Origin of the sequence: Pseudomonas sp. B1(2018) (genome assembly GCF_003097365.1) — a bacterium.
Lineage (GTDB): Bacteria > Pseudomonadota > Gammaproteobacteria > Pseudomonadales > Pseudomonadaceae > Aquipseudomonas > Aquipseudomonas laurylsulfatiphila.
In genome coordinates, this window is the sequence record NZ_PYUK01000015.1 from 68,675 (window position 1) to 95,603 (window position 26,929).

Sequence of the window (26,929 nt, forward strand, 5' to 3'; positions counted from 1 at the left end):
TCCCATTCAACTGACCTTGCTGCGATACCAGACGACAGTACGTTCATTATCAGCTTGGGATTTTCGTCTTTCGAACTGCCGTGATTCGTGCAGGACATGTCGCCAGCTGCTGCAACCGTAGCGCTTGGGCATCTGCTCTGGATAGGTACCTCCAATCCAGCGGATGGCTGCTTCCAGTCGCGTCCAGCCACCTTCGGCAAGCTTGGTTTCCGCTTCACGTAAACAACTGCATATCCCACTGCCGGGCCAATCGACTGAGCCATCCACCCGGATACCAACGAACACATCTTCAAATGCTTGGCTCTGCATAAACGAAGCCAGTTTATCTCGTGCCACACTCATGTGTTTGGCCCAGGATTGCAGATTCAGACAGTGCCGATTGATGGTTTCGTAGCTGTCCTCCAGAAAACCATCCGCCGCCTGGCAGCCTGATTCAGTCCAGAGATCGAAACGCTCAATGAAGTGGTGGACCAGTTCATTGCGCAGGTCAACGAGCTCCTTGAGAGCGGCCTTCGTTGCCTCATAGCGCTCGCCTGACATTTCCAACTGGTGTCGATAGCTGAACCAGATCTGGTCACCGGCATCGGCTTGCGTCTGTGATTCTTCATTTTGGGGCGACTGGGTCAGAAAGCTTTCGGTCAACATCCCCATCAACGTGCCCATGGTCTTTTTCTGGGCACATGCGATATTTTGCTCACGGATGATAGGCAGCCGGTCCGCAGGACCGCTCAGCTCGCCATGCGCGACAAGGGCTTTCAACAGCAGTTCGTATTGTTGCAAGCGCAACAGGCAGCGCCCCAGCTTGCGCTGCACTGTAGGTTGAAGGTCAGGTACATCATCCGAGGGCATGTCAGTGACTTCATCCATGATTAACGACTCAGGCATAAGTGGTAGGGCTGGAGCGATTCACTTCAATACGCTTGACCTGCCAGGAGGGCTTGCAACGCGTAAATCGGATGCTTTTCAAGCTCAGTGTAGGTTGAGTCAATCCGCTCGCTCATATCGCCTCGCTCTGCTCCTCGTTACTGCTTCTGCAAATCGCCAGATTTCCACGTCTTGTAGAAGAAGTCCTTGGTCGGGCCATAGAGGTGCAGGATCGCCAAGAAACCCATGTTTCACCGACCTGGATTTTGGGAGGAACACCCATGTGCACGTCAAATCTGCTGCGTGATCTTATTGAGTAAGCTCATGCACTACGGAAGATGCGACTGGGCCGTCCCATCAGTACGACTCCGCCAAACCGGAACGATCCATCATGCGAACACTGGCAAAGGTCGATTCGTTTCGTGCCTGGTCGAGCGCTGTCGGCGGTTTGGTCAATGACGGCTGCGTCGTCGCAGGCGTTGCCAATTTGCGATTCATTTCCGAGCCGGAACGCTCCTCACTGGGTGGCACTCCAAAGTACTCGCGATAGCATTTGGAAAAATGGGGTGTGGACACGAAACCGCATACATACGCCAACTCAATGATCGACAATGATGTTTGCTTGAGCAGTTGTCGCGCTCGAACAAGACGTAACCTCATGTAGTAGCGTGACGGCGTACATTGAAGGTATTTCTGAAATAGCCGCTCCAGCTGTCGACGTGACAGGTCAACGTATTCTGCAAGGTTATCCAGGTCGATCGGCTCCTCGAGATTGGCCTCCATCAACGCGACGATGTCCTGCAGCTTGGGCTGATGAGTTCCGAGCACATGCCTGAGGGGAACGCGCTGATGATCCTGTTCGTTGCGTATGCGCTCGTAGACAAACATCTCGGAGATGGCGGCGGATAATTCTCGACCATGATCGCGACCGATCAGGTGCAGCATCATGTCCATGGGGGCCGTTCCGCCGGAGCTTGTAAAGCGGTTTCGGTCGAGGGTGAACAGGCTCGCGCTGATGCTGACTCGCGGGAAGGCTTCCTGCATGGCCGCCAGAAATTCCCAATGCACGCTGCACTCGTAGCCGTCGAGCAGCCCGGCTTTTGCGAGCGCCCAGCTACCGGTGCACACGCCTCCCAACCGCCTGGATTGACGCGCCAGGGCTTGCAGCCAGGTAATGTGCTCGCGGGTAATCACGCTCTGGATTCCAATACCGCCGCACACGATTACAGTGTCCGCCACCAATGGATTTTTCCATGAAGCATCCGGAGTGATCTGCACGCCGTCACTGGCCCAGACAGGCTCTCCACCGGGGCTGAACGTATGCCAGCGATAGAGCTCTCGCCCCGACAACTGACTGGCCATGCGCAGTGGCTCTACTGCGGACGCCAGGGAAATGAGTGTGAATTTGTCCAGCAGCAGAAAACCGACGGATTGAGTCTTACCGTCGGACACGGTGGAGTTCGATGACATCGTGGTCATGTCCTCACAAAAAGCGATGACGGCCTGAGACACAGGAGCGGGTAATACCCCCAGTCCTGGCGTAGGGGGTATCAGGTTCGGCGCAACTACCTTCCGGGTTTTATCCCACCGATGTCACTCTCGCAGCCTGCGCAGGGTGACGCGATGTCACCAGGCCGATAAAGGAGATCGCCAGCGCCAGGCCAATGGTCGTGCTCACTTCGGTACGGTGATCAGGGGAGGCCATCATCACGGCCAGCGCCGCGCAGATGAACAGGATCACCAACCAGGTGAGCCAGGGAAACAGCCACATGCGAAAGGTCAGCTCGACGTTCTGCCGACGCAACATCCGGCGCATGCGCAGCTGCGACACCGCAATGGCCAGGTACACCACCAGGGCAATCGCGCCGGAACTGGCCAGCAGGAACTCGAACAACCCGGCAGGCATGAAGTAGCTCCACACGGTGATCGCCGCGCCCAACACGGTGCTGGCGATGACGGCTGCCCGCGGCACGCCTTCGGAGGAGGTCGCTTTCAGTGCCTTCGGTGCATCGCCGCGACGGCCCAGCGAATAAAGCATGCGCGAGGCAATGTAGATCGAGGAGTTCATGCAACTGGCCACGGCGATCAGCACCACCACGTCCACCATGAACTTGGCGTGGGGAATGTTCATGATTTCCAGCGCCCGCTGGTAGGAGCCTACCGAAGCCAGCAGCGGGTCATTCCAGGGCACCACGGAGATGACCACGAAAATCGACAGCAGGTAAAACACCCCGATGCGCCAGATCACCGAACGGGTGGCCTTGGCAATGTTCTGCGAGGGATTGTCGGATTCGGCGGCGGCGATGGTGACCGCTTCGGTACCGATGAAACTGAACATGATGGTGATGAAGGCGCCGACTACCGCCGACAGCCCGTTTGGAGCAAACCCGCCGTGCTCGGCCATCAGGCCGCTCAATCCGCTGACTTCCCGATCGGGAACCCAGCCCATCAACACGGCAAAGCCCACGCCGATGAAACCGATGATCGCCAGCACCTTGGCCATGGCGAACCAGAACTCGAATTCGCCGTACTTGGACACGCTGAACAGGTTGGTCACCACCAGTGCAATGATCGACACCAGGGCGAACAGCCAGGCATCGATCTGGGGAAACCACTGGTTCAATACATGACCGGCGGCCAGCGCTTCGATAGGGATCACCAGCACCCAGAACCACCAGTAGAGCCAACCGACGGTGAAGCCGGCCCAACGGCCGATGGCCTGGTCGGCATAGGTGGAGAAAGAGCCGGTGTCCGGGTTGGCCACCGCCATTTCACCGAGCATGCGCATGACCAGAACGACGAGCAGGCCAGAGAACAGATAGGCCAGCAGCACCGCCGGGCCAGCCGCCGCAATGGCGTGTCCTGAACCAACGAACAAACCGGCGCCGATAATACCGGCGATTGACAGCATTGTTACGTGACGAGGCTTGAAGCCCTGCGCCAATTGGCCACTCGAATCCTTGGAGCTCGGGCTAATCATTGGTTTTTTATTCTCTGCCGATCGACATTTAAGCGGATGGATAGGGCAACAGGTCATCATTGCTGCCTGCCGGGCTTCCTGAAGGAAGCACCCTTCAAACGCTGCAGTTCTTATCAAGCCCATCATCGTGACGTGGTCGTTTCGATGAAAAGGTGCGCCACCTTACCCGGCTTGTCCGATGATTCAGTTACCTGATCACGCCACATCCGTGTCTGATATCGACACGGAAAGTCATTGTGTTCGCGATGAAAACCCAATGGTCACTAAGTGGCCAAAGGCAATCATCCGGGTTCATTGAGGGGGGTTATTGGCTCGATAGGGTCCAGAGCGCCCGCAAATTTTGCCGAGACGAGTTATTGATAACGTTGTATGGCAGCATCAATTTGGCCAGTGGGTGAAGGTCGGCTTCTGGCCGATACAAGCCCGGCTGTTCCGATTGGGCCTCACGTTAGCCTGATCACCATCCCTACCGTCCTGGTGTGCGATTATTCCCAAATTCACGGGCATGCACCCAGTCGATGTTGAGCTACTCTTTTCCTGCCGGTTCCCAATGAGGAACTCGCCATGTGCGGCTAGCCTTTAACAGCCTGTTGAAAATTTTCCTTTTTTTGGCTCGCTCGCCTTGAAGGACACCCCCCTTGAACCCTTGGGGTCGGGTGCGCTGTTCAATAACTACGCAAAAGATATGTGTAACGAAATCGATTGAGAGTCGGCCCGAGTAGTCAGGCTGTCGGCTCATGTAGGTTTCGCGTCACTTCAAGCTTGACTGTCCACTGGCGGATGCCTGGTTCAGGTGTCCAATTCTCCTGGGGCGACGGGAGGCATGCGATGCGGCAACCGAAGATCGTAATCGTCGGTGCAGGATTGGTTGGCGGATCAGCAGCCCTGTTTGCGGCCGTGGCTATTCCGAGCGCCGAGATCGTCATCATCGATGTCGCGCGAATACGAGCCGAAGGGCAGACGCTGGACCTCACCCACGCAGCAGCGTTCTGGGGGCACAATCGCTTCTATGCCGGTGATTACGAGAACGCACGCGACGCGGACATCATCGTGATCACCGCGGGTGTCGGTCTGAAGCAAGGGCAGACTCGTCTGGACTTGGCCAGAACCAATGCGGCCATTGCAGCGCAAGTTGTGGATCGCACTGCACCGTTGGCCCCGGATGCGATCTACGTAATCGCGACCAACCCCTGCGATGTGTTGACCAGTGTCGTTTTTGACCGCCTGCGTTGCGCGCGCGAGCGCGTTATCAGCACCGGCACCTCCCTCGATACCGGGCGACTGCGATCGCTGCTCTCCGAGCGGCTGGGTGTCGTGGCGCCTGCGATTCACGCCTACGTTCTCGGCGAACACGGCGAATCCGCGTTGATCGACTGGTCCGGTGCGACGGTCTGCGGAATGCCCCTCGATATGTTCCTGGTCAGGAGCGGTAAAGAGTTGGGGCCTGCCAGCCGCGATCTGATCCTGCGCTCCGTGCACGAGGCAGCCACGCTCATCAAGGAAGGCAAGGGCGCCACCCACTATGGAGTCGCCAGTGCGATTGGGCGAATTTGCCAGGCCATCGTACATAACACCGACCTCATTCTGCCGGTCGCTGTCGTGCATGCTGAAGTCGAAGGCGTACCGGAGGTGTGTTTGTCGCTGCCGATGGTGGTCAATGGCAGAGGAGCGCAGTTACTGGCTTATCCGGAACTCGGCCCCATCGAGCGCGAGGCCTTGCAGCGCAGTGCGTGCATCGTCAAAGAGGCAACCGACAGCGTGCTTCTCGCCCGTTAGGGAAATTGCGCACGCTCTGAATAAACCGAACAGTGCCGCCAAGAGGTTTATATCATGGCTGTATTACCCGCTAAGGATTCGCAACCTGCAAGCCCGGCCATGACGAAACCGACGCCATCGGAAGGGCATCTCAGTAATGTCTGGAAATTTCTCGTCCCGGTGGGCATAGGTATCGTCCTCTGGTTCCTCCCGGCACCGGCCGGCCTCGACGTGAAGGCGTGGCACATGTTCGCCGTGTTCGTCGCCACCATCGCCGGCATCATGACCGCCCCTCTTCCGATGTCGGCGGTAGCCATTATCAGCGCCACGGTAGGTGTGCTGGTTGGCGTCGTGTCCTTTGCCGACGTCACCAAATCCACGGGGACGGACCTCGTCTGGCTGGTGATGCTTGCCTTCTTTATCTCCCGAGGCGTGATCAAGACAGGACTGGGGCACCGCATCGCTCTCCTGTTCATGCGGCTGCTGGGCAAGCGAACCCTGGGGCTGGGTTATGGACTGGTCATGACTGAACTCCTTATCTCGCCCGCCATGCCCAGCATCACCGCTCGCGCCGGGGGGGTGATGCTGCCGATTACCCGAGCGATGTCGGAGGTCCTCGGCAGCCATGCCGATGACCCTGAGTCGCGCGGCAAGGTGGGGAACTATCTGATCCTCTGTGCCTTCCACGCCAACATCATCACCGCAGGCATGTTCATCACGGCGATGGCGGGAAATCCCCTGGCGGTCAAGATGGCCGCAGATCAAGGCGTCTCAATCAGTTGGCTCGAATGGGCGGTGGCAGCATCAGTTCCCGGTTTGCTGTGCCTTGCCCTCATTCCGGTGGCCTTGCTGTGGATTGTCCGGCCGCAGATTCGCCAGACACCCGATGCGAAGGCCCTGGCACAGAGAGAACTCGTAGCGATGGGGCCCATCTCGGCCAAGGAAATCATCATGGCGGTGATCTTCGTTGGCTTGCTGGTGCTTTGGATTTTCGGTGAGGATCTGAAAATCGGAGCGACGCTGGCGGCGGCTCTCGGTGTCTCGTTGCTGTTCATCACCGGCGTACTGACCTGGCAGGATGCCCTAAATGAGAAATCCGCCTGGGACACCATGATCTGGATCGGCCTGCTGATCATGCTGGCCTCCAAACTCAATGAGTACGGCATGGTTTCGTGGTTCGGAAAGGAGTTCGGGGCACACCTGGAGGGTTTCCCGAGGCTGGCTGTCTATATGCTGGTGGCGGCGATCTATTGCTACATCCATTATTTCTTCGCTAGCGCCACGGCACATATCAGTGCTCTGTTTCCCCTCTGCATGGCGCTCATGGTCGCTGCCGGCATCCCGCCATTCACCGCAGCGGTCGCTCTCGGCATCCTGAGCAGCGTCAACGGTTGCCTGACCCAATACGGCATCGGTTCCGGGCCGGTCATGTTCGGTGCCGGTTACGTCACCCAGGGGGAGTGGTGGAAGACCGGTTTCTTGATGAGCGTCATCTACATGGTGATCTGGCTGGTCGTCGGCCCGCTTTGGTGGCAGTTGCTTGGACATGTTTGAGACGGCACCGGAGGATAGAAGTAGCCAGCCACCTGATTGAGAAGAGCGGTACCGCGTTGCGAAGCTGGGTGCGCTGTCTTCCTGCACCCGCTGTATCGGCAGGAGGAGGGATCCCGTTTCATTTCACCTTCAAAACCAGGGTTGATCATGCGGATCCGGATGAGGGGTACAGAGCAGCTTGTCAGCCTGTTGATGATGGCTGCGGGTATCAGCCTTGTCGCAATCATCACTAATGTGCAGGTTCTCGCCGCACCTCAAGTCACTCAAGAGATAAAAGGCTTGCTGGACTTTGTCGAACACAGTGAGTGTCAGTTTGTGCGCAATGGGAACGAATACCCAGGTCCCCGCGCTCGGGCCCATCTGGAGCAGAAACTGAAATATCTCGAAGGCAAGAACTTGGTGAACAGCGCAGAAGACTTCATCGATCTTGCTGCCACTAAAAGCAGCATGAGTGGCCGCGCCTATGAGGTGCGATGTTCAGAAGGTGTAGAACCGGCAAACACTTGGTTGAAGAGAGAACTACAGAGGCAACGGCAACTTCATTGATTTTGTCTCAAGTCCGATAACAGTCTGAATGGCGCTCCGTGGCCAAGAAGGAAAGCGCTCGACTTTTTCCGAGTGTCATATCTTTCCCCTGATTCAAAGAGACCCCTGATCGTCTGCTTTTGGCCGCTTGAAGACATTCGGGTATAGGCAAAGCGTGGCACGGTTTCCGGCGATATTTCGACGTCGCAGCGTTGCCGCGGCAAGGAATTCAATTGAGTTGGCATGGCTGGCGAACAGCCGTTGCGAGAGAAATAAATCTCATTTGCCATTTATTTGGCGCTCATCTGACGCTCGTCTGAAAAACGTCGGATAAATGACGTTTTGCGTTGTTCTTTTACCCTCCTGACCTAGGCTCAAGCCATGTGGGGAGGAGGTGAAGTCCATGCGCAAATTATTGATTGGCTCGTCGATGCTGGCCTGTCTGGTGGTGCTGGGCGGCTGGTTGAGTCGACCACAGCCGTTGCCGGTCAGGCTGCTGGAGGTTGAGCGCGGGCCGGTGGAGACGCTGGTGGCCAACACCCGCGCGGGGACGCTGAAGTCCTGTCGACGCTCGCATCTGTCCTTCAATGTCGGCGGCCAGGTTGCCGAGTTGCTGATCGCCGAGGGCCAGCGGGTCCAGGCGGGTCAGGTGCTCATGCGCTTGCGGCAGGACGAGCAGCAGGCCCGGTTGCAGGAGGCCGAGGCGCGGCTGGAGGCCCAACGCAACGCCCGCGAACAGCGCTGCCAGCAGGCTCATCTGGACCGGCGCGACCTCGATCGCCTGGGCCAGTTGGCCGACCGCAAGCTGGTTGCCGCCGATCGCCTCGATCAGGCCGAGACCAAGGCTAACCTGGCGAAGCTGATGTGCAATGCCAGTAACGTGCTGATCCGCGAGGCCGACGCCAGCCTGCAGTTGCAGCGTTCACTGCTGGAGCAGGCGACCCTGCGTGCGCCATTCGCCGGCATAGTCGCAGAAATCAACGGCGAACTCGGCGAGTTCGTCACCCCTTCGCCGCCGGGTATTCCCACGCCGCCGGCAGTCGACCTGATCGACGACAGTTGCCTGTATGTCGAGGCACCGATCGATGAAGTGGACGCTGCCCGGGTTCGCCCCGGAACTGCGGTGCGGATCACCCTGGATGCCTTCCGTGGCCAGCAGTTCGCTGGCCGCGTCAGCCGCATCGCGCCCTATGTGCGTGAACTGGAGAAGCAGGCGCGCACCGTCGATGTCGAGGTGCGCTTCGACCAGCCGCCGGCGAATCTGGTTCTGCTCACCGGCTATAGCGCCGATGTCGAGATCCTCCTGGAGCAGCGCGAAAGTGTTTTGCGCATCCCCACCGAGACCCTGCTGGAGGGGCAGCGCGTGCTGCGCTATGACCCCAGCGCCCGGGTGTTGCGCGAGGTGGCGGTGCAAACCGGGTTGAGCAACTGGCGCTGGACCGAGGTGCTCGCAGGGCTGGACGAGAACGCGCGCATAGTCGCCAGCCTCGAGCAGGAAGGGCTCAAGGATACCGTGGCGGTGATCCCGGTGGATGCGGCGGAGACCAGGCAATGATCCGCCTGCGCGGCGGCAGCCGCACCTTCCAGTTGGGCGAGCAGCAGGTGATGGGGCTGGACGGCCTGGATCTGGACATCGCCGCCGGTGACTACATGGCGGTGATGGGCCCGTCGGGCTCGGGCAAGTCGACCCTGCTGAACATCCTCGGTTTGCTCGATGCGCCGAGCGCCGGTGAGTACTGGCTGCAGGGCGAGGCCACGGCGACGCTGAGCGAGGCACGGCGCGCCCAACTGCGCAGCCAACTGATAGGTTTCGTGTTCCAGTCCTACCACCTGATCGCACGGCTGACGGTGCTGGAAAACATCGAGCTGCCGATGGTCCTCGCCGGCATCGGCACGGCGCAACGGCACAAGCGCAGCAACCAATTGGTGGAGCGCCTGGGGCTGGGCGATCGCATTGCCCACCGCCCGGGCGAGCTGTCTGGCGGTCAGCGCCAGCGCGTCGCCATTGCACGGGCGATGGTCATGCAACCGGCGCTGTTGTTGGCCGACGAGCCCACCGGCAATCTCGATAGCCAGGCCGGCGCCGAAGTCTTCAGCCTGCTGGAGGAGCTCAATGAAGAGGGGCTGACCCTGATAGTGGTGACCCACGACGCCAGCCTGGGTGCCCGTGCGCAGCGCCAGTTGCACATGCGTGACGGGCGGATCCACAGTGCTGCGTCGCAGCAGGCGCTGGCCTGATGCGTGCCGCCGATGCCCTGGCCTTCTGGCTCGGCGCCTTGCGTGGGCATCGCTCGCGCAGCCTGATGCTGCTGCTGGCCATCGCTATCGGGGTGGTGGCGGTCAATCTGCTCACCGGTCTCGGCGCGGGCGCGCGGGCCTTCGTCCTGAACGAGTTCTCGCTGCTCGGGCGCGACATCCTGATCGTATTCCCGGGCCGCAAGGAAACCACGGGGCGCATGCCGCCGCTCACCGGCCTGACGCCGCACGAGTTGACCTTGCAGGACGTCCAGGCCATCACCCGGTTGCCGGGCATCCGCCGGGTCGCGCCGATGCAGGCCGGGCAGATGGAGGTGATAGTCGGCAACCGCAATCGTGAGGTGCTGACCCTGGGCACCACCCGGGACTTCTTCGCCATTCGCCAACTGACGGTCGTCCAGGGCCAGCCCCTGCCGGCGCTGGACCCTGAGCAGGCCGAGGCCGTCTGCGTGATCGGCGGCAAACTCCGGCGCGAGCTATTCGGTGCGCGCCCGGCCCTGGGTGAATGGCTGCGCGCCGGCGACCGGCGCTTCCGGGTGGTCGGTATCCTCAGTGAGCGGGGCGAATCCCTGGGAATGGATTTCGCCGAAATGTTGATCATCCCGGTGGCCAGTGCCCAGGCCTTGTTCAATCGCGAGGGGTTGTTGCGGGTGTTTGTCGAGGTGCATGGGCCGAGCTTTCTCGAGCGCAGCAAGCGGCAGATACTCGCCGCGCTCAAGGAGCGCCACGAGGGTGAAGAAGACATCACCCTGATCAGCCAGGACAGCCTGCTCAGCGCCTTCGACGAGATACTCACGGTGCTGACCCTGGCGGTGGCCGGGATTGCCGCGATCAGCCTGCTGGTGGCAGGCATCCTGATCATGAACGTGACCTGGATTGCAGTGAGCCAGCGCAGCGCCGAGATCGGCCTGCTCAAAGCCATAGGTGTCACGGCGGCGCAGCTGCGCCTGCTGTTCCTCGGTGAGGCGGCGCTGCTCGCCCTGGCGGGGGCGCTGGCGGGGCTGCTGCTGGCCGAAACCTTGCTCTGGCTGGGGCGCCTGGCGTTTGATCTGCCGCTCTATGCACCCTGGTGGGCGCGCGCTAGCGCGGTGCTGCTGGCACTCGTCACGGCGCTGCTGTTCGCCTGGCTGCCGGCCGCTCGGGCCTCGGCGCTGGAGCCGGTGGCGGCGCTACGCCCGCCGGGAGCGCACTGATGCGCTGGCGAGATGGTTTCCGGCTGACCAGCTCGGCGCTGACCTGTCGCCCCTTGCGCAGCCTGCTGACCCTGCTCGGGATAGCGATCGGGATAGCCGCCGTGGCGTTGCTCACGGCCATAGGCGAAGGCGTGCGCGGTTATGTGCTGGAGAACTTCTCGCAGTTTGGTACGCGGATCATCACCGTGCGCCCGGGCAAGACCCAGACCAGCGGCCTCGGCGGTCTGCTCGGCAGCGTACGGCCACTGACCATCAGTGATACCGACGCCCTGCGGCGCTTGCCGCATGTCGAGGCGGCGGTGCCGATCATTCCGGGCAGCGGGGATGTCCAGTTCGGTGAACTGAGCCGGCGCAGCGACATTCTCGGTGGCGGCCATCAGCTGGCGCAGGCCTGGCGCATGCAACTGAGCCTGGGCGAGTTCCTGCCCGTGGCCCGTGACGGTCGTTCGCCGCCCTATGTGGTGCTCGGCCATCAGCTGCGTGTCGAGCTGTTCGGTGCACGCAATCCGCTGGGCGAGCTGGTCCGCGTCGGCGGCGTGCGTTTCCGGGTGATCGGCGTGATGGCGCAGAAGGGCCAGTTGCTCGGCTTCAACCTCGACGATATCGCCTACATCCCGGTGGATTGGGCCGAAAGCCTGTTCAACCGCACCGGGGTGGTCAAAGTGCATGTGGTGTTCGGCGCAGGCACCACTTCGCGGGTGTTGAGTCAGCAGATTCGCCAGGTGCTCAGCGAACGGCACGGCGAGGAGGACTTCAGCCTGAGCACCCAGGACGACATGCTGCGCAGCTTCAACCGCGTTCTCGGCACCCTGAGCCTGGCCATCGGTGCCTTGGGGGGCATTTCCCTGTTGGTCGGCGCCGTCGGCATTCTCACCATCATGACCACCACTGTGGGCGAGCGCACGGCGGAAATCGGCCTGTTGCGGGCGATTGGTGCCAGTCCGCGGCAGGTGCTCGGGCTGTTTCTCGCCGAAGCGACGCTGCTGTCCCTGGCCGGTGGTCTGCTGGGTCTGCTGTTGATGGGCCTGCTGCTCGGGCTACTGCACCTGGCCATGCCAAGCCTGCCCTTGGCGCTGCAGCCGTTGTTTCTGCTGCTGGCACTGCTGCTGGCGGCGGTGCTCGGCATTCTCGCCGGCCTGGCGCCGGCACTGCGGGCGGCCCGCCTGCATCCGGTGGCGGCTCTGCGCAGTGAATAGCGGCCAGGCCAATGAGCCTGACGGGGTGGCTGTAGGCTGGGTGACAATAACGAAAACGCCGGCGCTGGGCCTAATGCCGATCAGTTAAGCCCCGGACATTGTGGGAGCGAGCTTGCTCGCGATGGCAGACGGTCAGGCACCCCTTGTTTGACTGTCCAGCCGTCATCGCGAGCAAGCTCGCTCCCACAAGGTTTGCGGTGATCAAACGCTTAACTGACTGGCATTAGGCGCTGGGCCGGTGATTTTAATGGGTTGGCGGCGGCAAAAACCGAGTGCAAAACTCCGGCAGCAAGCCCTCGGAATTCAGAGTGTCCGTAGAGGATACATTCCTGCGGGCTTACGTTGATCAATGTTTCGAGTGACCGCTTAGGGGCGGTTGAGGCCTGTAATGAAGGGCAGCAACCGACCCAAAGCTGCCGGTGGCGACAAGTAGTAATCGAATACCGTGACTATTCTTTCGGTTATACAGCCAACAGGAATTGGTCAATGACCCCTCTCACAAAACGTAGAGTTTTACTCACAACAATGGCGTTGCTTGTAATGGTTCCGCCGACAGCATTTGCTGCATTATTCGGTGTTATGGGGCTGATGGCTTCAATCGCGATTATGTCAGAAGGCGACTTCTCGGGTTGGCTGACACTCCCAACGGTAGTGTTCGGTTGGCTAGGGGTTTATTCGGGGTGGCGCATCTACTTTGGACTACTGTGGTCGCGACCCAGATTCAGAAGCAAGGCCAGGTTGATGGTCGGCTTGTTGTGCGGAATGCTTGCAGCAGCGGTCATGATTTACGGTGTTCAACCGCTTAGTGTCAGTATCCCTTTATTTGCGCCCAGCATCATCGCTGCAGCTATTCTGGCCGTGCTGATGTGGAACAGTCCTGCTGAAAACCAATGATTAAAAGCGTCAAACTCACGTGCCATACACTGAGTGTTGAGCCGCCCATTGTGACATGCCAAATGTCCGCTACTGGCCGCTTTCAGCCTGTCACCAGGGGAAATCCATCAATCCAGAGCAGCCCTTCGCGAAAGGGCTGCTAGCGGTCAGAATCGGTCTCCTCTGCGCCTCGTAAACTCGACTTTCAGGCGCGCTTGGGGAGCTTCCAGTTCGGGCGGATGAAGTGGCATGTGTAGCCATTCGGTATGCGTTCGAGGTAATCCTGGTGCTCTGGTTCCGCTTCCCAAAAAGGCCCGGCCGGTTCTATTTCGGTGACTACTCGGCCCGGCCAAAGGTGTGAAGCATCGACATCGGCAGCGGTGTCCTCGGCAATGTCGCGTTGCTGTTCATTGAGGTAGTAGATCGCCGAACGATAGCTGGGGCCCTGGTCATTACCCTGACGGTTGGGCGTGCTGGGGTCATGTATCTGGAAGAAGAATTCAAGGATCTGCCGGTAGCTGATCACGGCAGGGTCGAAGACGATCTCGATGGCTTCGGCGTGGTTGCCATGGTTGCGATAGGTGGCATTCGGCACATCGCCGCCGGTATAACCGACCCGCGTGTGCAGCACACCGGGATAGCGCCGCAGCAGATCCTGCATGCCCCAGAAGCAGCCGCCGGCGAGAATGGCAGTTTCGGTTTGTCTGGTCATGGTCTGTCCTTCCTCTCGGGGACGTTGTGTATAGCCACTGTTATGAGGGCGTGTTGGCCAATTCCAAGGTTTCGCGCAAACAGGACTGGAATGACCGCTCCTGGCCGATTTCTGCCTGTCGCCACCATCAGCTTTGGGTCGGTTTCTGCCCTCCATGAGCGACTGAAACCGACCCAAAACGTACATGAGTGGCAGGCAACGCCCCGGCGATGTTCAAGGAGGAGCAGGGCGCCTGATGCAGAACGGACGATATTGATAAACCGGCGTGGCTCAGCCCGTTCCGAACCCCACTCAGGCAGGGAACCGGGCTATCCAGTGCCTGGCAATCTCTTCGCGCCGGCAGATCCACACCGCGTCGTAGCCTTGTACGTAATCGAGAAAGCGCGCCAGCGCCATCGCACGACCGGGATGGCCGCTGATCCGCCCATGCAGGCCGACGCTCATCATCTTCGGGTGTTGCGCGCCTTCCTGCCACAGCAGGTCGAACGCATCCTTGAGCAGCTGGAAGAAGTCTTCTCCGCAGGCGAAACCGTTCGGCAGCAGATAGCGGGCGTCGTTGTTGACCAGTGTGTAGGGGATCACCAGGTGGGCGGGCGAGCCCGGGAGCCAGTAGGGCAGGTCATCGTTGTAGGCGTCCGAGCTGTAGAGAAACCCGCCTTCCTCACGCAACAGGCGACGGGTGTTCTGGCTGACCCTTCCTGTGTACCAACCGACGGGGCGTTTACCGCAGGCCTGCTCGATCACGTCGAGGGTGAGGCGGATATGGCGCCGCTCCTGGTCTTCCGGCATGTCGCGATAGTCCAGCCAACGGTAGCCATGCCCGGCAATCTCATGCCCGGCCACGCAGAGCGCCTGGCCGATCGCCGGGGTGAGTTCCAGTGCCCGGCCGACGGCGAAGGCGGTCAGCGGCAGGCCTCGGGCGCGGAACAGTTCCAGAATGCGCCACACACCTGCGCGCGATCCGTATTCGTACATGCCCTCGACGCTCAAGTCCGGTTCCCCCACACGCGGCGGGCGGCCCGGTAGCTCGTGAAGCCAGGCCTCCGACTGGGCGTCGCCATTGAGCAGGCAGGATTCCGCGCCTTCTTCGATGTTGAGGACGAACTGGACCGCGACGCGCGCCTCACCGGGCCATCGCGGGTGGGGTGGACGGCCGCCATAACCGATGAGGTCGCGGGCGGACATCAGCCCAGCTCGAAGGTGGTGACGCCGAACACACGCTCGTGCGCGATCGCCGGAGGAGGGCCGAGGTACATGCGTGCGCAGCCGAACACCTCGGTCATGCCCTGTTGGCGCACGAGCGCCATGGCGTCGGGGTTGTTCTCCGGGGCATCGAGAAACAGCGGGCCACCCTGCGCAAAGTCCGCCAGGCGTGCGTAGAGGGCATTGGCCGCCAGGGCGTCATCGGCGAACAAGGGCCCGATCTTGCAGCCTTCCCGGCAGCGCCTTATCACGCCATAGCCGCTCAGCCTGCCCTCGCGCCGGCAACCCACGGCGAGAGCATCGGCCTGGGCTATCCACCCGCTCAGGAAAGTGACGCGCGGGGCGGGGAAGCAGGTGCGGTCGTAATCGACCACCTGATCGAACGGAAAGGCGGCCAACGGGACGATGTCCTGGTCGTCTGCCTGGGAGGTCGTCGGGCGCTCGGTGATCTCGGCACGAAAACGCAGGTTGCGATGGGAGAAGATGAAACCACCCTTGGCGTAGTAGTCCTGCATCGCGAAGACGCCGTCCATGCCGATGCTCGCGCCCGGGCGCAGGCGGGCGAGGAGTCGCTCGCGGCGTGCGTGCCAGAGGGTATTGCCCAGGCCCTGGTTGCGATACTCAGGCCGGACGATGAAAAAACCCATGAAACCGAATTCGCCATGGTAGGAGGTGATGGCACCGCCGCCGATCAATTCCTCGCCCCGGGACGCCGCGATGAAGGCGGCAGGGTCCGTGGCCCAGAACAGCTCGGCATCGTGAAGGCCGGGATTCCAGCCCTCACGGGCAGCCCACTCGACGAGTTCGTCCAGTTCGGGACGGGTCATGTTGCGTATGACCAACTGATTCGACACCGTGAAATTCTCCTCAGACGCTAATCGAGCGTGTGGTCCATCCCCGCCCGGAACCCTTTCGGTATAGCTTCAAGCCGTGTATTGATCCAGCGCGTGATGTCGCCTCAAGGCGTTCACCGGGGCGCTTTCAAAAAGCGTTGTTCATGATCCGGATCCGGCAACAGGCAGGTGTCGTATTTGCCGAAGAGCCGATAACGGTTGAGCGCAATGCGGTCGTAGGCCCAATCCCGAAGTGGGCGAGGGATGATGCGCAACAGGTTTACGGGGCGCCAGATTGCGGGCAACTGGGCAAAGATTTCGAAAAATGCTTGGGAACGCTCCCAGTAGAATCGGTCACGGATCACCGCCATGCTGTGGAATTGATCCAAGGGCAGACCTGCCCAGGCGAGCAGCGCCTGTCCTTCGGGTGACTGAACCGCCGCCAACCGCACGCGCCGCTGATGGTCATGGCGAATCACGAACCTCACCCAGCCATTGCACAGCTTGCAGACACCGTCGAACAACACCACCGTCTCACCGGGTTTGAGCAGCGGCGCGGGGGAGGGGAGGATTTTCGAGGCTGGCATGAGTGTGGGTCCAAGGGCGCCTGGGTATCCCGGATCATAACCGCGTGCCGGCGGTGAAGTCTGTGCGCGACGATCCAGTAACGGTGGGTTCCGTAATTGGTGCAGCACGTTCAGTCGACAGGGGCGCTTTGGTCGACAGCATCGGTGCGCTCCACTACTCGAATGCCTTTTTCCGCGAGCGCTTGCCGCACTGTCACTTGGTAGGCATCTATTGCACCGCGTAGCCAGGTCTCAAATTTTTGGCTGGCCGGTGAGTTCGGTCTTGCCTTGGGTTTGAACAGACTGTAGTTCTGCGCGCTGACCAGGCCCAGCGGGTAGGGAACGATCAGCTCGCCTGTTTGGATGGCGGGCAATGCAAGGAAGCTGTCGCCGATGGTCAGACCGCCACCTGATGCGGCGACCGATAGGCACAGGGTGGTTTCGTTGAACACTGTCTGCTGGCGACGCGGACCGCCAGGATCCAGCCCGGTCAGGGTACACCACTCGTCCCAGACATCGTAATTGGCATCGATCAGGTAAGGCGCTTCGCAAGGCTTGTGGCCCTCACCTAAATAGGTTTCTGCAAAGCTGCGGGTGCAGACCAGAACGTCGATCCAGCGGCACAGCTCAGTCTCTTCCAGCCCTCCGCCCGCCCTGGCTCCATGCATACCATAGAAAATTCGGAAGTCGAAATCCTCATCGAGGCGGAAGCTAAAGTTGTTTTCGGCGGTGATTTCTACGGATATCCCGGGATTGGCAACCAGAAACTTCCCAACCTGGCCGGCCAGCCAGCTTGACGCGAAGTCACGGCAGACCAACACCCGTAGATGCTCTCCCCGCCGTGCCCGGCGGCTGATGGTATCGGTGGTCAGCTGAATCAACTCGAAGGCTTGTTGCAGGGCCGCAAACAGCTCGCGGCCCGCCGAAGTCAGGCGGATCACATTGCCCGTGCGCTGGAGCAGGGCGCAGCCCATGTCGCTCTCCAACTGCGTAACCTGTTTTGACACTGCTGGACGCGTTACATGCAGCTCTTCCGCAGCGGACGAAATGCTATTGAGTCGGGCAACGGCCTCGAAGGCGCGAAGCGCGGTTAGCGACTGATGTTTTCTCAAAGGGGGCGCTCCGTAACCTGAAGTGACTCAGGCTGAAATCTTGTCACTTGCCCGTATAGGAGCCTGACTTTAGCTTTGACGTCAATCCCAACACGCAATTCCGAGGTTTCATAATGCTCCTACCCATCCGTTTTTCTTCGACTGGCCCAAGTGACTGGCAGCAATTGCCGAACGAGGCTCTGGAACATGCCGAGCTGATCGAAGGCCGGCCGATGGGCCTGGATCATGCCTACTTCTGCCGTAGCGAGCCACCGGTGAAGTCGGGTATCTGGCGTTGCGAACCTTACACCGAGCGTTACGAGAACTATCCGGCTGATGAGTTCATGGTGGTACTGGAGGGGGAGGTCACTCTCGAAGCAGACGGTTTCTGCGAAACCTATACCCAAGGTGATTCCTTTCTGGTGCCCAAGGGGTTTCGTGGTGTGTGGCGTCAGCCAGTTCCGATGCTGAAGTTTTATGTGATTGTCGGTTAGCCAGCTGAAGAGTTGGGTGTGAGTCATAACAACCAATCGCAAAGCGCAAACTGAGCAATCGCTCCTTTAAACCAACCCGGACCCTGAACCTGGCGCGGACATTGCCGAGCGGGGTGAATGGGTCTGCCTCCAGCATTACGTCTGTGGGAATCATTACCATGTCGACTCTAAAGCAAACATCGTTATCCAGCCCGCAAGACGAAGGGCGCTATGACTACATCATCGTCGGTGCCGGCGCAGCCGGTTGCGTTATGGCCAATCGCCTTGGTGAAGACCCGGACTTGCGGATATTGGTGATCGAGGCGGGTGGCAGCGATGCCTCGCTCTTCGTGTCGATGCCGGCCGCACTGTCGATCCCGATGAACACCAAGCGCTTCAACTGGGGCATGAAGACCGAGCCGGAGCCTGGCCTGGACGGGCGGCAAGTGAACCTGCCCCGTGGCAAAGGGCTGGGCGGCTCATCGTCGATCAACGGCATGTGTTGGGTTCGCGGAAACCCCATGGATTATGAGCTATGGGAGGCGCTGGGTGCCGATGGCTGGCGCTGGTCCAACGTGCTCCCTTACTTCCAGCGTCTGGAAAACGTCGAGGGCGGAGGCTCACTGCGCGGGGTCAATGGGCCGATGCACATCAAGCGGGGGCCGGAAACCAATCCACTCTATCGGGCCTTCGTCAAAGCCGGGAACGAGGCCGGCTACGCTTTAAGTGACAACATGAACAATCGGCAGCACGAAGGCTTTGGGCCGATGGAAATGAACGTTTGCGACGGGCGCCGCATGAGCGCTGCCCGGGCCTATCTGCGACCTGCCATCGCCCGGGGGAACGTACGTGTAATCAAGGGCGGCCTGGTTGACCGAGTGATGTTCGATGGCCGACGAGCAACCGGTGTTTTGTTTTCGGTAGCGGGCAAGCCAGCCCGAGCCATGGCCACGCGGGAAGTCATCCTGTCAGCTGGGGCCATCATGTCTCCGGTGATCCTCAAGCGCTCGGGCGTGGGACCTGCGAGGGAGCTCGCGCAGCAGGGTATTGCAGTGATCCATGACTCACCCGAAGTGGGCGAAAACCTGATGGATCATATGGAGCTCTACCTTCAGATGGAGTGCACCCAGCCGGTTAGCCTGTTTCCCACCCAGAGCCTTCTGGGCAAGGCCAGGATCGGTATCGAGTGGCTCGCTACCCGGCGCGGGCCTGGTGCGACCAACCACTTCGAGAGCGGCGGTCATATTCGCAGCCGGGCGGGCATCGTTTATCCCGACATCCAGTTTCACTTCCTGCCGCTGGCCATCTCCTATGACGGACAGACACTCGCCGCCGGGCACGGCTTCCAGGTGCATGTCGGCACAAAGCGTTCGAAGAGCCGCGGTTGGGTCAGGCTGCGTGACGCCCGTCCGGAAAGTTTGCCGCGAGTACGCTTCAACTACATGACCCATAGCGATGATTGGACGGAGTTCAGGGCCTGCGTTCGCCTGACGCGGGAAATCTTCGCTCAGCCGGCCTTCGCCCCTTATCGGGGTCGAGAACTGGCCCCGGGCGCGGCAGTGCAGGACGATGCCGCCATAGATGCCTTTCTCAAGCAGAAGTTGGAAAGCGCCTACCATCCCTGCGGCACTTGTCGTATGGGCAGCGACGAAGCTGCGGTGACATTCCCCGACGGTCGGGTGCGCGGCGTGGAAGCGCTGCGGGTGGTAGATGCCTCGCTGATGCCCGCTGCCACAGCTGGCGACTTGCAGGCACCAACACTGATGCTGGCCGAGCGGCTGTCAGATTTGATCCGTGGCCGTCACCTGCCGGAGGCGCAGGGCGCCGAGTTACTGGCAGATCCGCAATGGGCCACCCGGCAACGCGGCCCCAATATCACCCGAGACTATTCCGGCGAGCGAAATCGGCTAGCGGCCGCGTTATTGGAAAATGCCAAGGGACAACAGCTGCCGATGGTGGCGGGTTGAGTCACAGCGTTACCGGGCAACGAAGCTACGCATAATCGAGCTTTCGTTCTGCTTTCAGCTGTACAGGTAATAAACGTTACTGCGATTGACCAGCAATTGGAGGGTGCCCCGGAAAGTTTGATGAATGAAGCCTCAGTGATTCAGCCCCGATCAATCTCAATTAGGAAAACAAGAAAATGGGAACGACATCAAACGGGAAAACAGCCACGGTGACGCCTGTCATTCAGCAGGGCCGACTCGATGGTGCGGAACGGCGCTCTGTAGATTTCGTACCGGTGGCGGAGCGCCATGGCACGGTGCGACATCTAGGTGCGGTCTGGTTAGTTGCCAACATCAATCTGACCGCAATGGCTACCGGCGTTACCACACTGGCGCTTGGCGGTTCACTGTTCTGGACTCTGGTTGCCACCGTGTTCGGTTCACTGTTCGGAACCCTTTTCATGGCTCTGCATTCTTCGCAGGGGCCTCACCTGGGTCTACCGCAGTTAGTTCAGTCCAGAGCACAGTTCGGATTTTTAGGGGCCGCGATCACGGTGTGGGTCTTCGCCTTTGTGAACTACTTCAACTACAACGTCGCCGACGCGATCCTCGCAGGATCGAGTCTGCATTTCCTCCTCGGGATTCCAACTTCCTGGGGGTTCCCAATCGCGGTATTGATCGCCGGCACCTTGGCGCTGTATGGCTACCGGTGGATCCATCGGGTTAACCGATTCCTGGTCGCACCGCTGGCCTTGACGGTCGTGATACTCACCTTTGCTGCGGTGGCGCGGGGCGGGATTCCTTCGGGTGCTTTCACTCCGGGGCCCATTCAATGGCATTCGTTCGCGACCACCTTCGTAATCGTCGCAGGTTTCCAGCTTGGTTGGGCGCCATACGTATCGGACTACTCCCGCTACCTCCCACCCACCGTTTCCACTCGATCGTCGTTCCTGTGGACCTATCTGCCTTCAGCGATATCAGCGCTATGGGTGATCGGCCTTGGCTCCTTGCTCGCGGCAGCGACCCCCGGCGTCTCCGTCATCATGGCGATCGCGCAAGGTGGCGACGCCCTGATGGCAGGAGGTGGTCGAATAGCCGTCGCATTGTTGTTCATCGGTCTTCTGGTGGTGATGGCGCTCAACGCTTACGGAGGCAGCTTGACCCTGATCTCGATCGTCGACTGTTTCCGTCGGGTCCGGCCATCGTTGTTTTTGAGGGGCATCACAATCGTCGCGATGACCCTGTCCGTAGGCGTTGTCGCGGCAATGGTCGGGGAGGAACAATTCAATGTTTTCTACGGCAACGTATTGGTATTTCTGGCCTATCTGTTCACACCATGGACTGCAATAAACCTGGTGGACTTTTATATCGTTCGCAAGGGGTGTTATTCGATCCGCGAACTCTTCAATCCGGCCGGTATTTACGGCCGATGGGGATGGCAAGGAAACGTCGCCTATATCGGAGCACTGGTGATGATGGTGCCGTTTTTTGTCACCGAGCCTTTCACTGGATGGATAGCTCACCGGATGGGTGATATCGACATCTCGATGTTTGTAGGTCTTGTAGTCGCAAGCCTCCTCTATTTGCTCACATCTCGGACTCTTGATTTGAGCTACGAGCGAAGCCTGGTGGAAAAAGAAGGAATAGCTGGCGAGCTATGAAGGCAGTCCGATGTTTCGGGCAAAGAATTTATCCCTATCGACACGAAAAAGTAGAGTTAGAACCATGACGACAACCGGCTGGATTTGGGACGAAAGATTTATGACTCATGACACGCGGGCTTGGAGCCTACCGTGGCAGGAACCCATCGACCATCCTGAGAAGGGCGATACCAAGCGACGCTTCGCAAGCCTCGTCAAGCGAAGCGGCCTCGATCAATACCTTGTTCCGTTAGCATTCAGCCCGGCCTCGGAGTCCGATCTGTTGCGGGTACACACTCCGGAGTATGTCGATCGAATCCTGAACCCGACCGGTCCTGTCTGGAGCGATGCAGGCGACGGTGAAACGCCCGTCGGACCAGGGTCGGCAGACATTGCCAGACTTGCAGCAGGCGCTGTCATCTCGGCGTTCAATGCAGTCGTATCGGGTACTGTGACGAACGCCTACGCGCTCATTCGACCGCCAGGACATCATGCAATTGCCAGTCAGGGGATGGGCTATTGCATATTCCACAACACCGCGGTCGGAATCCGCCATCTGCAGCAAACAGGAGCGGTGAAACGAGTCGCGGTCATCGACTGGGATGTTCATCATGGTAACGGGACCGAGACCCTTTTTTATGACGATCCGTCAGTGCTGACGATCTCTCTTCACCAGGACGACCTTTACCCCATCGGACGCGGAAAGGTACAAGACATCGGAACGGGTCCCGGACTGGGTGCCAACTTGAATATTCCACTACCCGCAGGGTCGGGCCGAGGGGCCTACCTGGGCGCATTCGAGCGTGTCGTAATGCCTGCGGTCCGCCGTTTTCAACCGGATCTCATCGTGATTGCGAGCGGATTTGACTCCGCTGCGATGGACCCCTTTGGCCGCCAACTCCTGTACTCCGGGGCATATCGCGAGCTGACGACTCAGGTAATGAATCTGGCTGAAGAAGTGTGCAAATCGCGGGTCGTCGCTGTGCATGAGGGGGGCTACGATCCGTTGATGGGACCATTCTGCGGTCTCGCCGTGGTTGAAACACTTGCAGGGCGGCGAACCGCAGTCGAGGACCCATGGATGAACACAGTCGCGAATCTTCCGGAACAAGCTTTGTTACCGCACCATGACGCAGCGATACGAGCGTGTGAACAACTTCTCACGGGAGTACCTGATGGGTCCAAGAGCGCGCAATAACGGGGAATTTCAATAGCCTTCCACTGAAGGGGCAAGCCATTTGGCGATGAGGCGCCAGTGCTGACAAGCGCTGCGCCTCGACAAGACTCAGCCCACTGCCTGCAACCAGTTAAGTAAATCCATTTCCAGGCTGCCTGGCTGAGGGGGTTTGGGAGATAACAGGCAATAGCGTGTGCCGTCTTCAATAAATCCTAATGGCGCGGCTAAAACGCCGCTCTGGATATCGTCGCGCACCAAGTGCCATGGGCCAATGGCCACCCCGAGGCCTGCGACAGCCGCCTGGATGCTGAAATAAAAGTGCTCAAAAGATTGCATCTCCATGGCAGGAGCGGGCAGTCCTTTTGCAGTAGCCCACTCCTGCCAAGCTGTAGGTCGGCTATTAGTCTGAAGCAGCGGGGCCGAGGAACGCAGGCATTTCCTGCTTTTGCCAAACCATTGATCTACCTTTTCCGGCCGGCATACAGGGCCGATCTTCTCAGGGAATAGGGTTTCGGCATGATAGTCGGAGGGGCGAGGAAAATCGTCCCGCCGAATGGCCAAGTCGATGCCATGGTCGAATGAAAAGATGCCGCCGCCGGCCACTAAATGAATGTCCAGCCCTCGATGTTGTGTTTGGAAGTCGCTCCAACGAGGGATCAACCATCGCATTAACAGTGTTGGCTCGCAGGACAGGACAAGCTGACGAGTACGACGGGCGTCGGTGCGTATCTCGCGAACGGCCTGGTTCATCAATCCAAGCCCTTCACTAACTGCTTTCACCAGGCGTTTGCCGGCGTCAGTTAAAAAAACCCTTCGGTTACGCCTCTCGAACAGGTCAACGCCCAGATCCTCTTCAAGCAAGCGCACTGCTCGACTTATGGCACCTGGTGTCAGGTGCAGTTCGTCAGCCGCGCGTGCGAAGTTTTCGAACCGTCCGGCGGATTCGAAGCAACGCAACGCGAGCAGAGAGGGCAGGCGAGCCTCGGTGATTAGTGATTTGAAGTCACTATGTTCATCAGAAATCATCGTTATTACCAAAGAGCAGGATCTGTAAACATCGCTTTCTACTACCAGTAATTGAAGGGTGTCGCATGAGCGAATGGATAGCAGTAATCACCATTACAATACTCGCATGCATCAGTCCTGGGCCAGATTTCGCCATGGTTTCTCGCAACGGATTGCTGCTGTCTCGACGGGCGGGCGTCCTCACAGCTGCAGGAATTGGTATGGGGGTGCTTGTCCACGTCTGCTATACGCTGCTCGGACTAGGGTTAGTGCTTCAACAAACGCCTTGGTTGTTCAATGCGCTGAAGCTGGCTGGAGCTGCGTATCTCGTCTATCTAGGCATCCAGATGCTTCGATCCAAGCCGGCTATCGAACAGCTGGACGCACCGCCACCCGCCATGTCCGATCTGGCAGCTCTGCGGACGGGATTTCTCACGAACGCGTTGAATCCGAAAACATCGATCTTCATCGTCAGTCTGTTCATGGGTGTTATACAACCGGACACCGCCCTGACAATGCAAATTGCATATGGGCTGTTTATCGCTGGGGCGCACGCAGTGTGGTTCAGCCTCGTCGCGCTTTGCTTCTCAGCGGGAATGGTGCGCGAAAAATTGGTGGCTGCACGACTATGGATTGACCGAGTTTTTGGCGGCCTGCTCGTGAGCTTCGGGATAGTACTGACAATTGCTCAGCGTTCAGCCTGAGTTGAATTAGCCTTTGCGCAGGGCCTTTCAAGCACACCGCCTGTTCGAGTTGTTTCTCGACCTGGCCGATTGCTGCCTGTCTCGAGGGACATCAACAAACGCGGACGTAGAATCCAGCAAAGCGACTGAGTCAATCACAAACGGGGGCGAGCCCCGTCCGGATAAGCGGGCGCTCACTGATTGCCGACCCCCATCCTGCAATGTCGTTTTCACGTCACTACTCATTTGTAGTTACCCCGGGGGGGTAATTACGCGTCGCTTTACCGCGCTCCATACTCTGGCCAACCCTGGCGGATCGGGCCCTTACTTAACTGTGCAAGGAACAGAGATGAAGATTGAGTTGGTGCAACTGGCTGGCCGTGACGGCGATGTCGTTCACAACCTCGGGCGTACCTTGGAGGCCATCGCTACCTGCGCGGCTGACACGGATCTGTTGATCTTCCCGGAAACCCACCTGACGGGATTTGTCGATGCCGAGCAATTGGCGAGTGTGGCCGAACCCTTGGATGGCCCCACCTTGCAGGCCGTCCAGCAGTTGGTGCGCAAGCGTAATGTCTCGGTCGTCGTCGGCATTGCGGAGAATGATGGCGGCATCTTTTACAACACCTCGGTGCTGGTGACGCCCGAAGGTATCGCCTTGCACTACCGCAAGACCCATCTGTGGCCATCGGAGCGTGGTCTGTTCCAGCCGGGTGACCGCTATGTCACGGCACTGTGGAAGGGCGTGCGTGTCGGCATTCTGATTTGCTACGACATCGAACTCCCGGAAAGCGCCCGCGCCCTCGGACAGCTCGGCGCCGAGCTGATACTGGTCACTAACGGCAACATGGATCCTTACGGTCCGGTCCATCGCACGGCAATCATGGCTCGCGCCCAGGAAAACCAGGCGTTTGCTGTCATGGTGAATCGGGTGGGAGAAGGGGACGACGGCCTGGTGTTCGCGGGGGGCAGTGCAGTGGTCAATCCGTTCGGACAAATAATGTTTGAGGCCGGCCGCGAGGAGTGTCAACAGGTGGTCACGCTTGACCTTGGCCAGCTCAAGGAGTCCCGTCGGGATTACGACTATCTCAACGACCGTCGCCTGCATCTGACAGGTGTACAACTTGAGCATACGGACGGTCGTCGCGAGCTGCTGATTCCTTGAATCGCTCGAATTCTATCCCCCAGTAATACGTTGTTGATCTTGCCGATGTCGGCCCTGCCATATAAATCTAACAATCAGCAGGCGCAGCGCTGATATTTTAAACAGCGCTACCGCTCCGGAGTCTCCAGATGAACCCGAAAGTCGGTTTACAGCTAGTCCTTGCATCACTGTTGAGTACAAGCATTCTCTGCACTGAGGCTGCTGAGCCCCAGATGAATATCTACAGCTGGTACGACTTTATCGCACCGGATGCGACGAAAGATTTTCACAAGGAAACCGGCATCAAAGCGACGTATGACTCGTTCGATAACGCCGATGTCATGCAAAGCAAAGTCATGGCCGGTCGTAGCGGCTATGACGTGGTGATTGCTACCGATGGGCTGTTGCCTAACCTGATAAAGGCCGGTGTCCTCAAGGAAATAGACCGCGCGCAATTGTCCAATTATCACCATCTCAACCCGGATATCCTTGCCAAGTTACAAGCTAACGATCCCGGTAATCGATACGCAATTCCGTATATGTGGGCCACCACCGGGATTGGTTATGATGCGGACAAGGTCAAGTCGATCCTTGGTCCGGATGCTCCGGTCAATTCATGGGACCTGATTTTAAAGGAGGAGAACCTCGCCAAGTTGAGCCAATGCGGCGTGGCCATGCTGGACGCACCGGGCGAGATTTTTCCGATAGTAATGCATTACCTTGGGCTGCCCTATAACAGTCAGAATCCTGAGGACTTCCGCAAAGCTGAGGCGCTGTTGCTGAAGCTGCGCCCCTACATCCGTTACTTCGACTCATCCAAATTCAGCGCTGACTTGGCCAATGGCGACATCTGTGTGGTGCTCGGCTGGGCTGGCGGAGTTTTCGGGGCACAAGAGAGCTCCAGACTTGCTGGTAACGGCCGCAAGATCATCTATAGCATTCCTCGCGAAGGTGCTCCGGTTTGGGTGGAAAACCTTGTGCTGCTTAACGATTCCCCGAATCCAGCGCAAGGAATGGCCTTCATCAATTACATGCTTCGCCCTGAGGTCATCGCCAAGTCCTCCAACTACTTGGCATATCCGAATGCCAACAAGGACGCCACCGCGTTGGTCGAGGAGAATATTCGCAATAATCCTGACGTTTATCCGTCTAAGCAGGTTCTGGATACTCTGTTCCCGCTGGAGCCGATCTCGCTGAAAATGGAGCGCGTACGCACCCGTCTCTGGAGCAAGATCAGGACTGGGAGTTGAGCGTATCTGC

General features: G+C 59.3%; 24 protein-coding genes. 15 read left to right on the forward strand and 9 right to left on the reverse strand.

Going from position 1 to position 26,929, the window contains the following annotated elements:
* Positions 1–6: 6 nt before the first annotated feature.
* The 3 genes from C9422_RS22210 to gabP form a co-directional block, all read right to left on the reverse strand.
* The gene (locus C9422_RS22210) at positions 7–867 is read right to left on the reverse strand and encodes an OST-HTH/LOTUS domain-containing protein (protein ID WP_116582157.1); all 861 of its coding nucleotides are present in this window, start codon (positions 865–867) and stop codon (positions 7–9) included.
* 354 nt (positions 868–1,221) lie between these two features.
* On the reverse strand, positions 1,222–2,334 hold the full coding sequence (locus tag C9422_RS22215) for a GlxA family transcriptional regulator (RefSeq protein ID WP_371924822.1): 1,113 nt from the start codon (positions 2,332–2,334) through the stop codon (positions 1,222–1,224).
* A 109-nt stretch (positions 2,335–2,443) separates the two neighbouring features.
* On the reverse strand, positions 2,444–3,844 hold the full coding sequence (gene gabP, locus C9422_RS22220; RefSeq protein WP_116582158.1) for a GABA permease: 1,401 nt from the start codon (positions 3,842–3,844) through the stop codon (positions 2,444–2,446).
* Between the two features lie 828 nt (positions 3,845–4,672).
* Here gabP and C9422_RS22225 point away from each other — a divergent pair.
* The 8 genes from C9422_RS22225 to C9422_RS22260 all read left to right on the forward strand — a co-directional run bounded on the left by C9422_RS22225 (position 4,673) and on the right by C9422_RS22260 (position 13,217).
* Complete coding sequence (locus C9422_RS22225; RefSeq protein WP_116582159.1) at positions 4,673–5,620, forward strand: lactate dehydrogenase; 948 nt, start codon at positions 4,673–4,675, stop codon at positions 5,618–5,620.
* Between the two features lie 54 nt (positions 5,621–5,674).
* Positions 5,675–7,153 (forward strand): DASS family sodium-coupled anion symporter, encoded by a 1,479-nt coding sequence (locus C9422_RS22230; protein ID WP_116582160.1) that lies wholly within the window; start codon positions 5,675–5,677, stop codon positions 7,151–7,153.
* Positions 7,154–7,300: 147 nt separating this feature from the next.
* Positions 7,301–7,699, forward strand: coding sequence for a DUF5329 domain-containing protein (locus C9422_RS22235; protein WP_116582228.1), 399 nt, complete (start codon positions 7,301–7,303; stop codon positions 7,697–7,699).
* 382 nt (positions 7,700–8,081) lie between these two features.
* Entirely contained in the window at positions 8,082–9,233 is a 1,152-nt protein-coding gene (locus C9422_RS22240) for an efflux RND transporter periplasmic adaptor subunit (RefSeq protein ID WP_007973025.1), read from the forward strand.
* Positions 9,230–9,916: an ABC transporter ATP-binding protein gene (locus tag C9422_RS22245; RefSeq protein ID WP_116582161.1), complete on the forward strand. Its 687-nt coding sequence runs from the start codon at positions 9,230–9,232 to the stop codon at positions 9,914–9,916. Before C9422_RS22240 ends, C9422_RS22245 begins: the two co-directional genes overlap by 4 nt.
* Entirely contained in the window at positions 9,916–11,127 is a 1,212-nt protein-coding gene (locus C9422_RS22250; protein WP_116582162.1) for an ABC transporter permease, read from the forward strand. Before C9422_RS22245 ends, C9422_RS22250 begins: the two co-directional genes overlap by 1 nt.
* Entirely contained in the window at positions 11,127–12,323 is a 1,197-nt protein-coding gene (locus C9422_RS22255; RefSeq protein WP_116582163.1) for an ABC transporter permease, read from the forward strand. The genes C9422_RS22250 and C9422_RS22255 overlap by 1 nt, the downstream gene beginning before the upstream one ends.
* A gap of 486 nt (positions 12,324–12,809) precedes the next feature.
* Positions 12,810–13,217, forward strand: coding sequence for a hypothetical protein (locus C9422_RS22260; RefSeq protein ID WP_116582164.1), 408 nt, complete (start codon positions 12,810–12,812; stop codon positions 13,215–13,217).
* Between the two features lie 184 nt (positions 13,218–13,401).
* Here C9422_RS22260 and msrA read toward each other — a convergent pair whose 3' ends face one another.
* From msrA to C9422_RS22285, 5 genes are all read right to left on the reverse strand, one after another.
* On the reverse strand, positions 13,402–13,908 hold the full coding sequence (msrA, locus tag C9422_RS22265; RefSeq protein WP_007973026.1) for a peptide-methionine (S)-S-oxide reductase MsrA: 507 nt from the start codon (positions 13,906–13,908) through the stop codon (positions 13,402–13,404).
* A 291-nt stretch (positions 13,909–14,199) separates the two neighbouring features.
* Entirely contained in the window at positions 14,200–15,093 is an 894-nt protein-coding gene (locus C9422_RS22270; protein ID WP_116582165.1) for a polysaccharide deacetylase family protein, read from the reverse strand.
* Positions 15,093–15,965 (reverse strand): GNAT family N-acetyltransferase, encoded by an 873-nt coding sequence (locus C9422_RS22275; protein ID WP_116582166.1) that lies wholly within the window; start codon positions 15,963–15,965, stop codon positions 15,093–15,095. Before C9422_RS22275 ends, C9422_RS22270 begins: the two co-directional genes overlap by 1 nt.
* Before the next feature lie 113 nt (positions 15,966–16,078).
* A complete protein-coding gene (locus C9422_RS22280; protein WP_116582167.1) occupies positions 16,079–16,531 on the reverse strand; it encodes a thiol-disulfide oxidoreductase DCC family protein in 453 nt (150 codons plus the stop codon).
* Positions 16,532–16,641: 110 nt separating this feature from the next.
* The gene (locus C9422_RS22285; RefSeq protein WP_116582168.1) at positions 16,642–17,622 is read right to left on the reverse strand and encodes a LysR family transcriptional regulator; all 981 of its coding nucleotides are present in this window, start codon (positions 17,620–17,622) and stop codon (positions 16,642–16,644) included.
* Between the two features lie 113 nt (positions 17,623–17,735).
* On the opposite strand from C9422_RS22285, the gene C9422_RS22290 reads away from it, so the two are divergent.
* The 4 genes from C9422_RS22290 (at position 17,736) to C9422_RS22305 (ending at position 22,858) form a co-directional block, all read left to right on the forward strand.
* Positions 17,736–18,095, forward strand: a complete 360-nt coding sequence (locus tag C9422_RS22290) for a cupin domain-containing protein (RefSeq protein WP_007973008.1) — start codon at positions 17,736–17,738, stop codon at positions 18,093–18,095.
* A gap of 158 nt (positions 18,096–18,253) precedes the next feature.
* Positions 18,254–20,041, forward strand: coding sequence for a choline dehydrogenase (locus C9422_RS22295; protein ID WP_116582169.1), 1,788 nt, complete (start codon positions 18,254–18,256; stop codon positions 20,039–20,041).
* A gap of 176 nt (positions 20,042–20,217) precedes the next feature.
* Entirely contained in the window at positions 20,218–21,681 is a 1,464-nt protein-coding gene (locus tag C9422_RS22300; protein ID WP_116582170.1) for a cytosine permease, read from the forward strand.
* Between the two features lie 64 nt (positions 21,682–21,745).
* Positions 21,746–22,858 (forward strand): class II histone deacetylase, encoded by a 1,113-nt coding sequence (locus C9422_RS22305; RefSeq protein WP_116582171.1) that lies wholly within the window; start codon positions 21,746–21,748, stop codon positions 22,856–22,858.
* Positions 22,859–22,945: 87 nt separating this feature from the next.
* Here C9422_RS22305 and C9422_RS22310 read toward each other — a convergent pair whose 3' ends face one another.
* Complete coding sequence (locus C9422_RS22310) at positions 22,946–23,863, reverse strand: LysR family transcriptional regulator (RefSeq protein WP_116582172.1); 918 nt, start codon at positions 23,861–23,863, stop codon at positions 22,946–22,948.
* A gap of 65 nt (positions 23,864–23,928) precedes the next feature.
* Between C9422_RS22310 and C9422_RS22315 the strand changes: the two genes are divergently transcribed.
* From C9422_RS22315 to C9422_RS22325, 3 genes are all read left to right on the forward strand, one after another.
* The gene (locus tag C9422_RS22315; RefSeq protein ID WP_116582173.1) at positions 23,929–24,546 is read left to right on the forward strand and encodes a LysE family translocator; all 618 of its coding nucleotides are present in this window, start codon (positions 23,929–23,931) and stop codon (positions 24,544–24,546) included.
* Between the two features lie 328 nt (positions 24,547–24,874).
* Positions 24,875–25,690: a carbon-nitrogen hydrolase family protein gene (locus C9422_RS22320; protein ID WP_102699850.1), complete on the forward strand. Its 816-nt coding sequence runs from the start codon at positions 24,875–24,877 to the stop codon at positions 25,688–25,690.
* Between the two features lie 128 nt (positions 25,691–25,818).
* Positions 25,819–26,919: a polyamine ABC transporter substrate-binding protein gene (locus C9422_RS22325; RefSeq protein ID WP_116582174.1), complete on the forward strand. Its 1,101-nt coding sequence runs from the start codon at positions 25,819–25,821 to the stop codon at positions 26,917–26,919.
* Positions 26,920–26,929 lie beyond the last annotated feature (10 nt).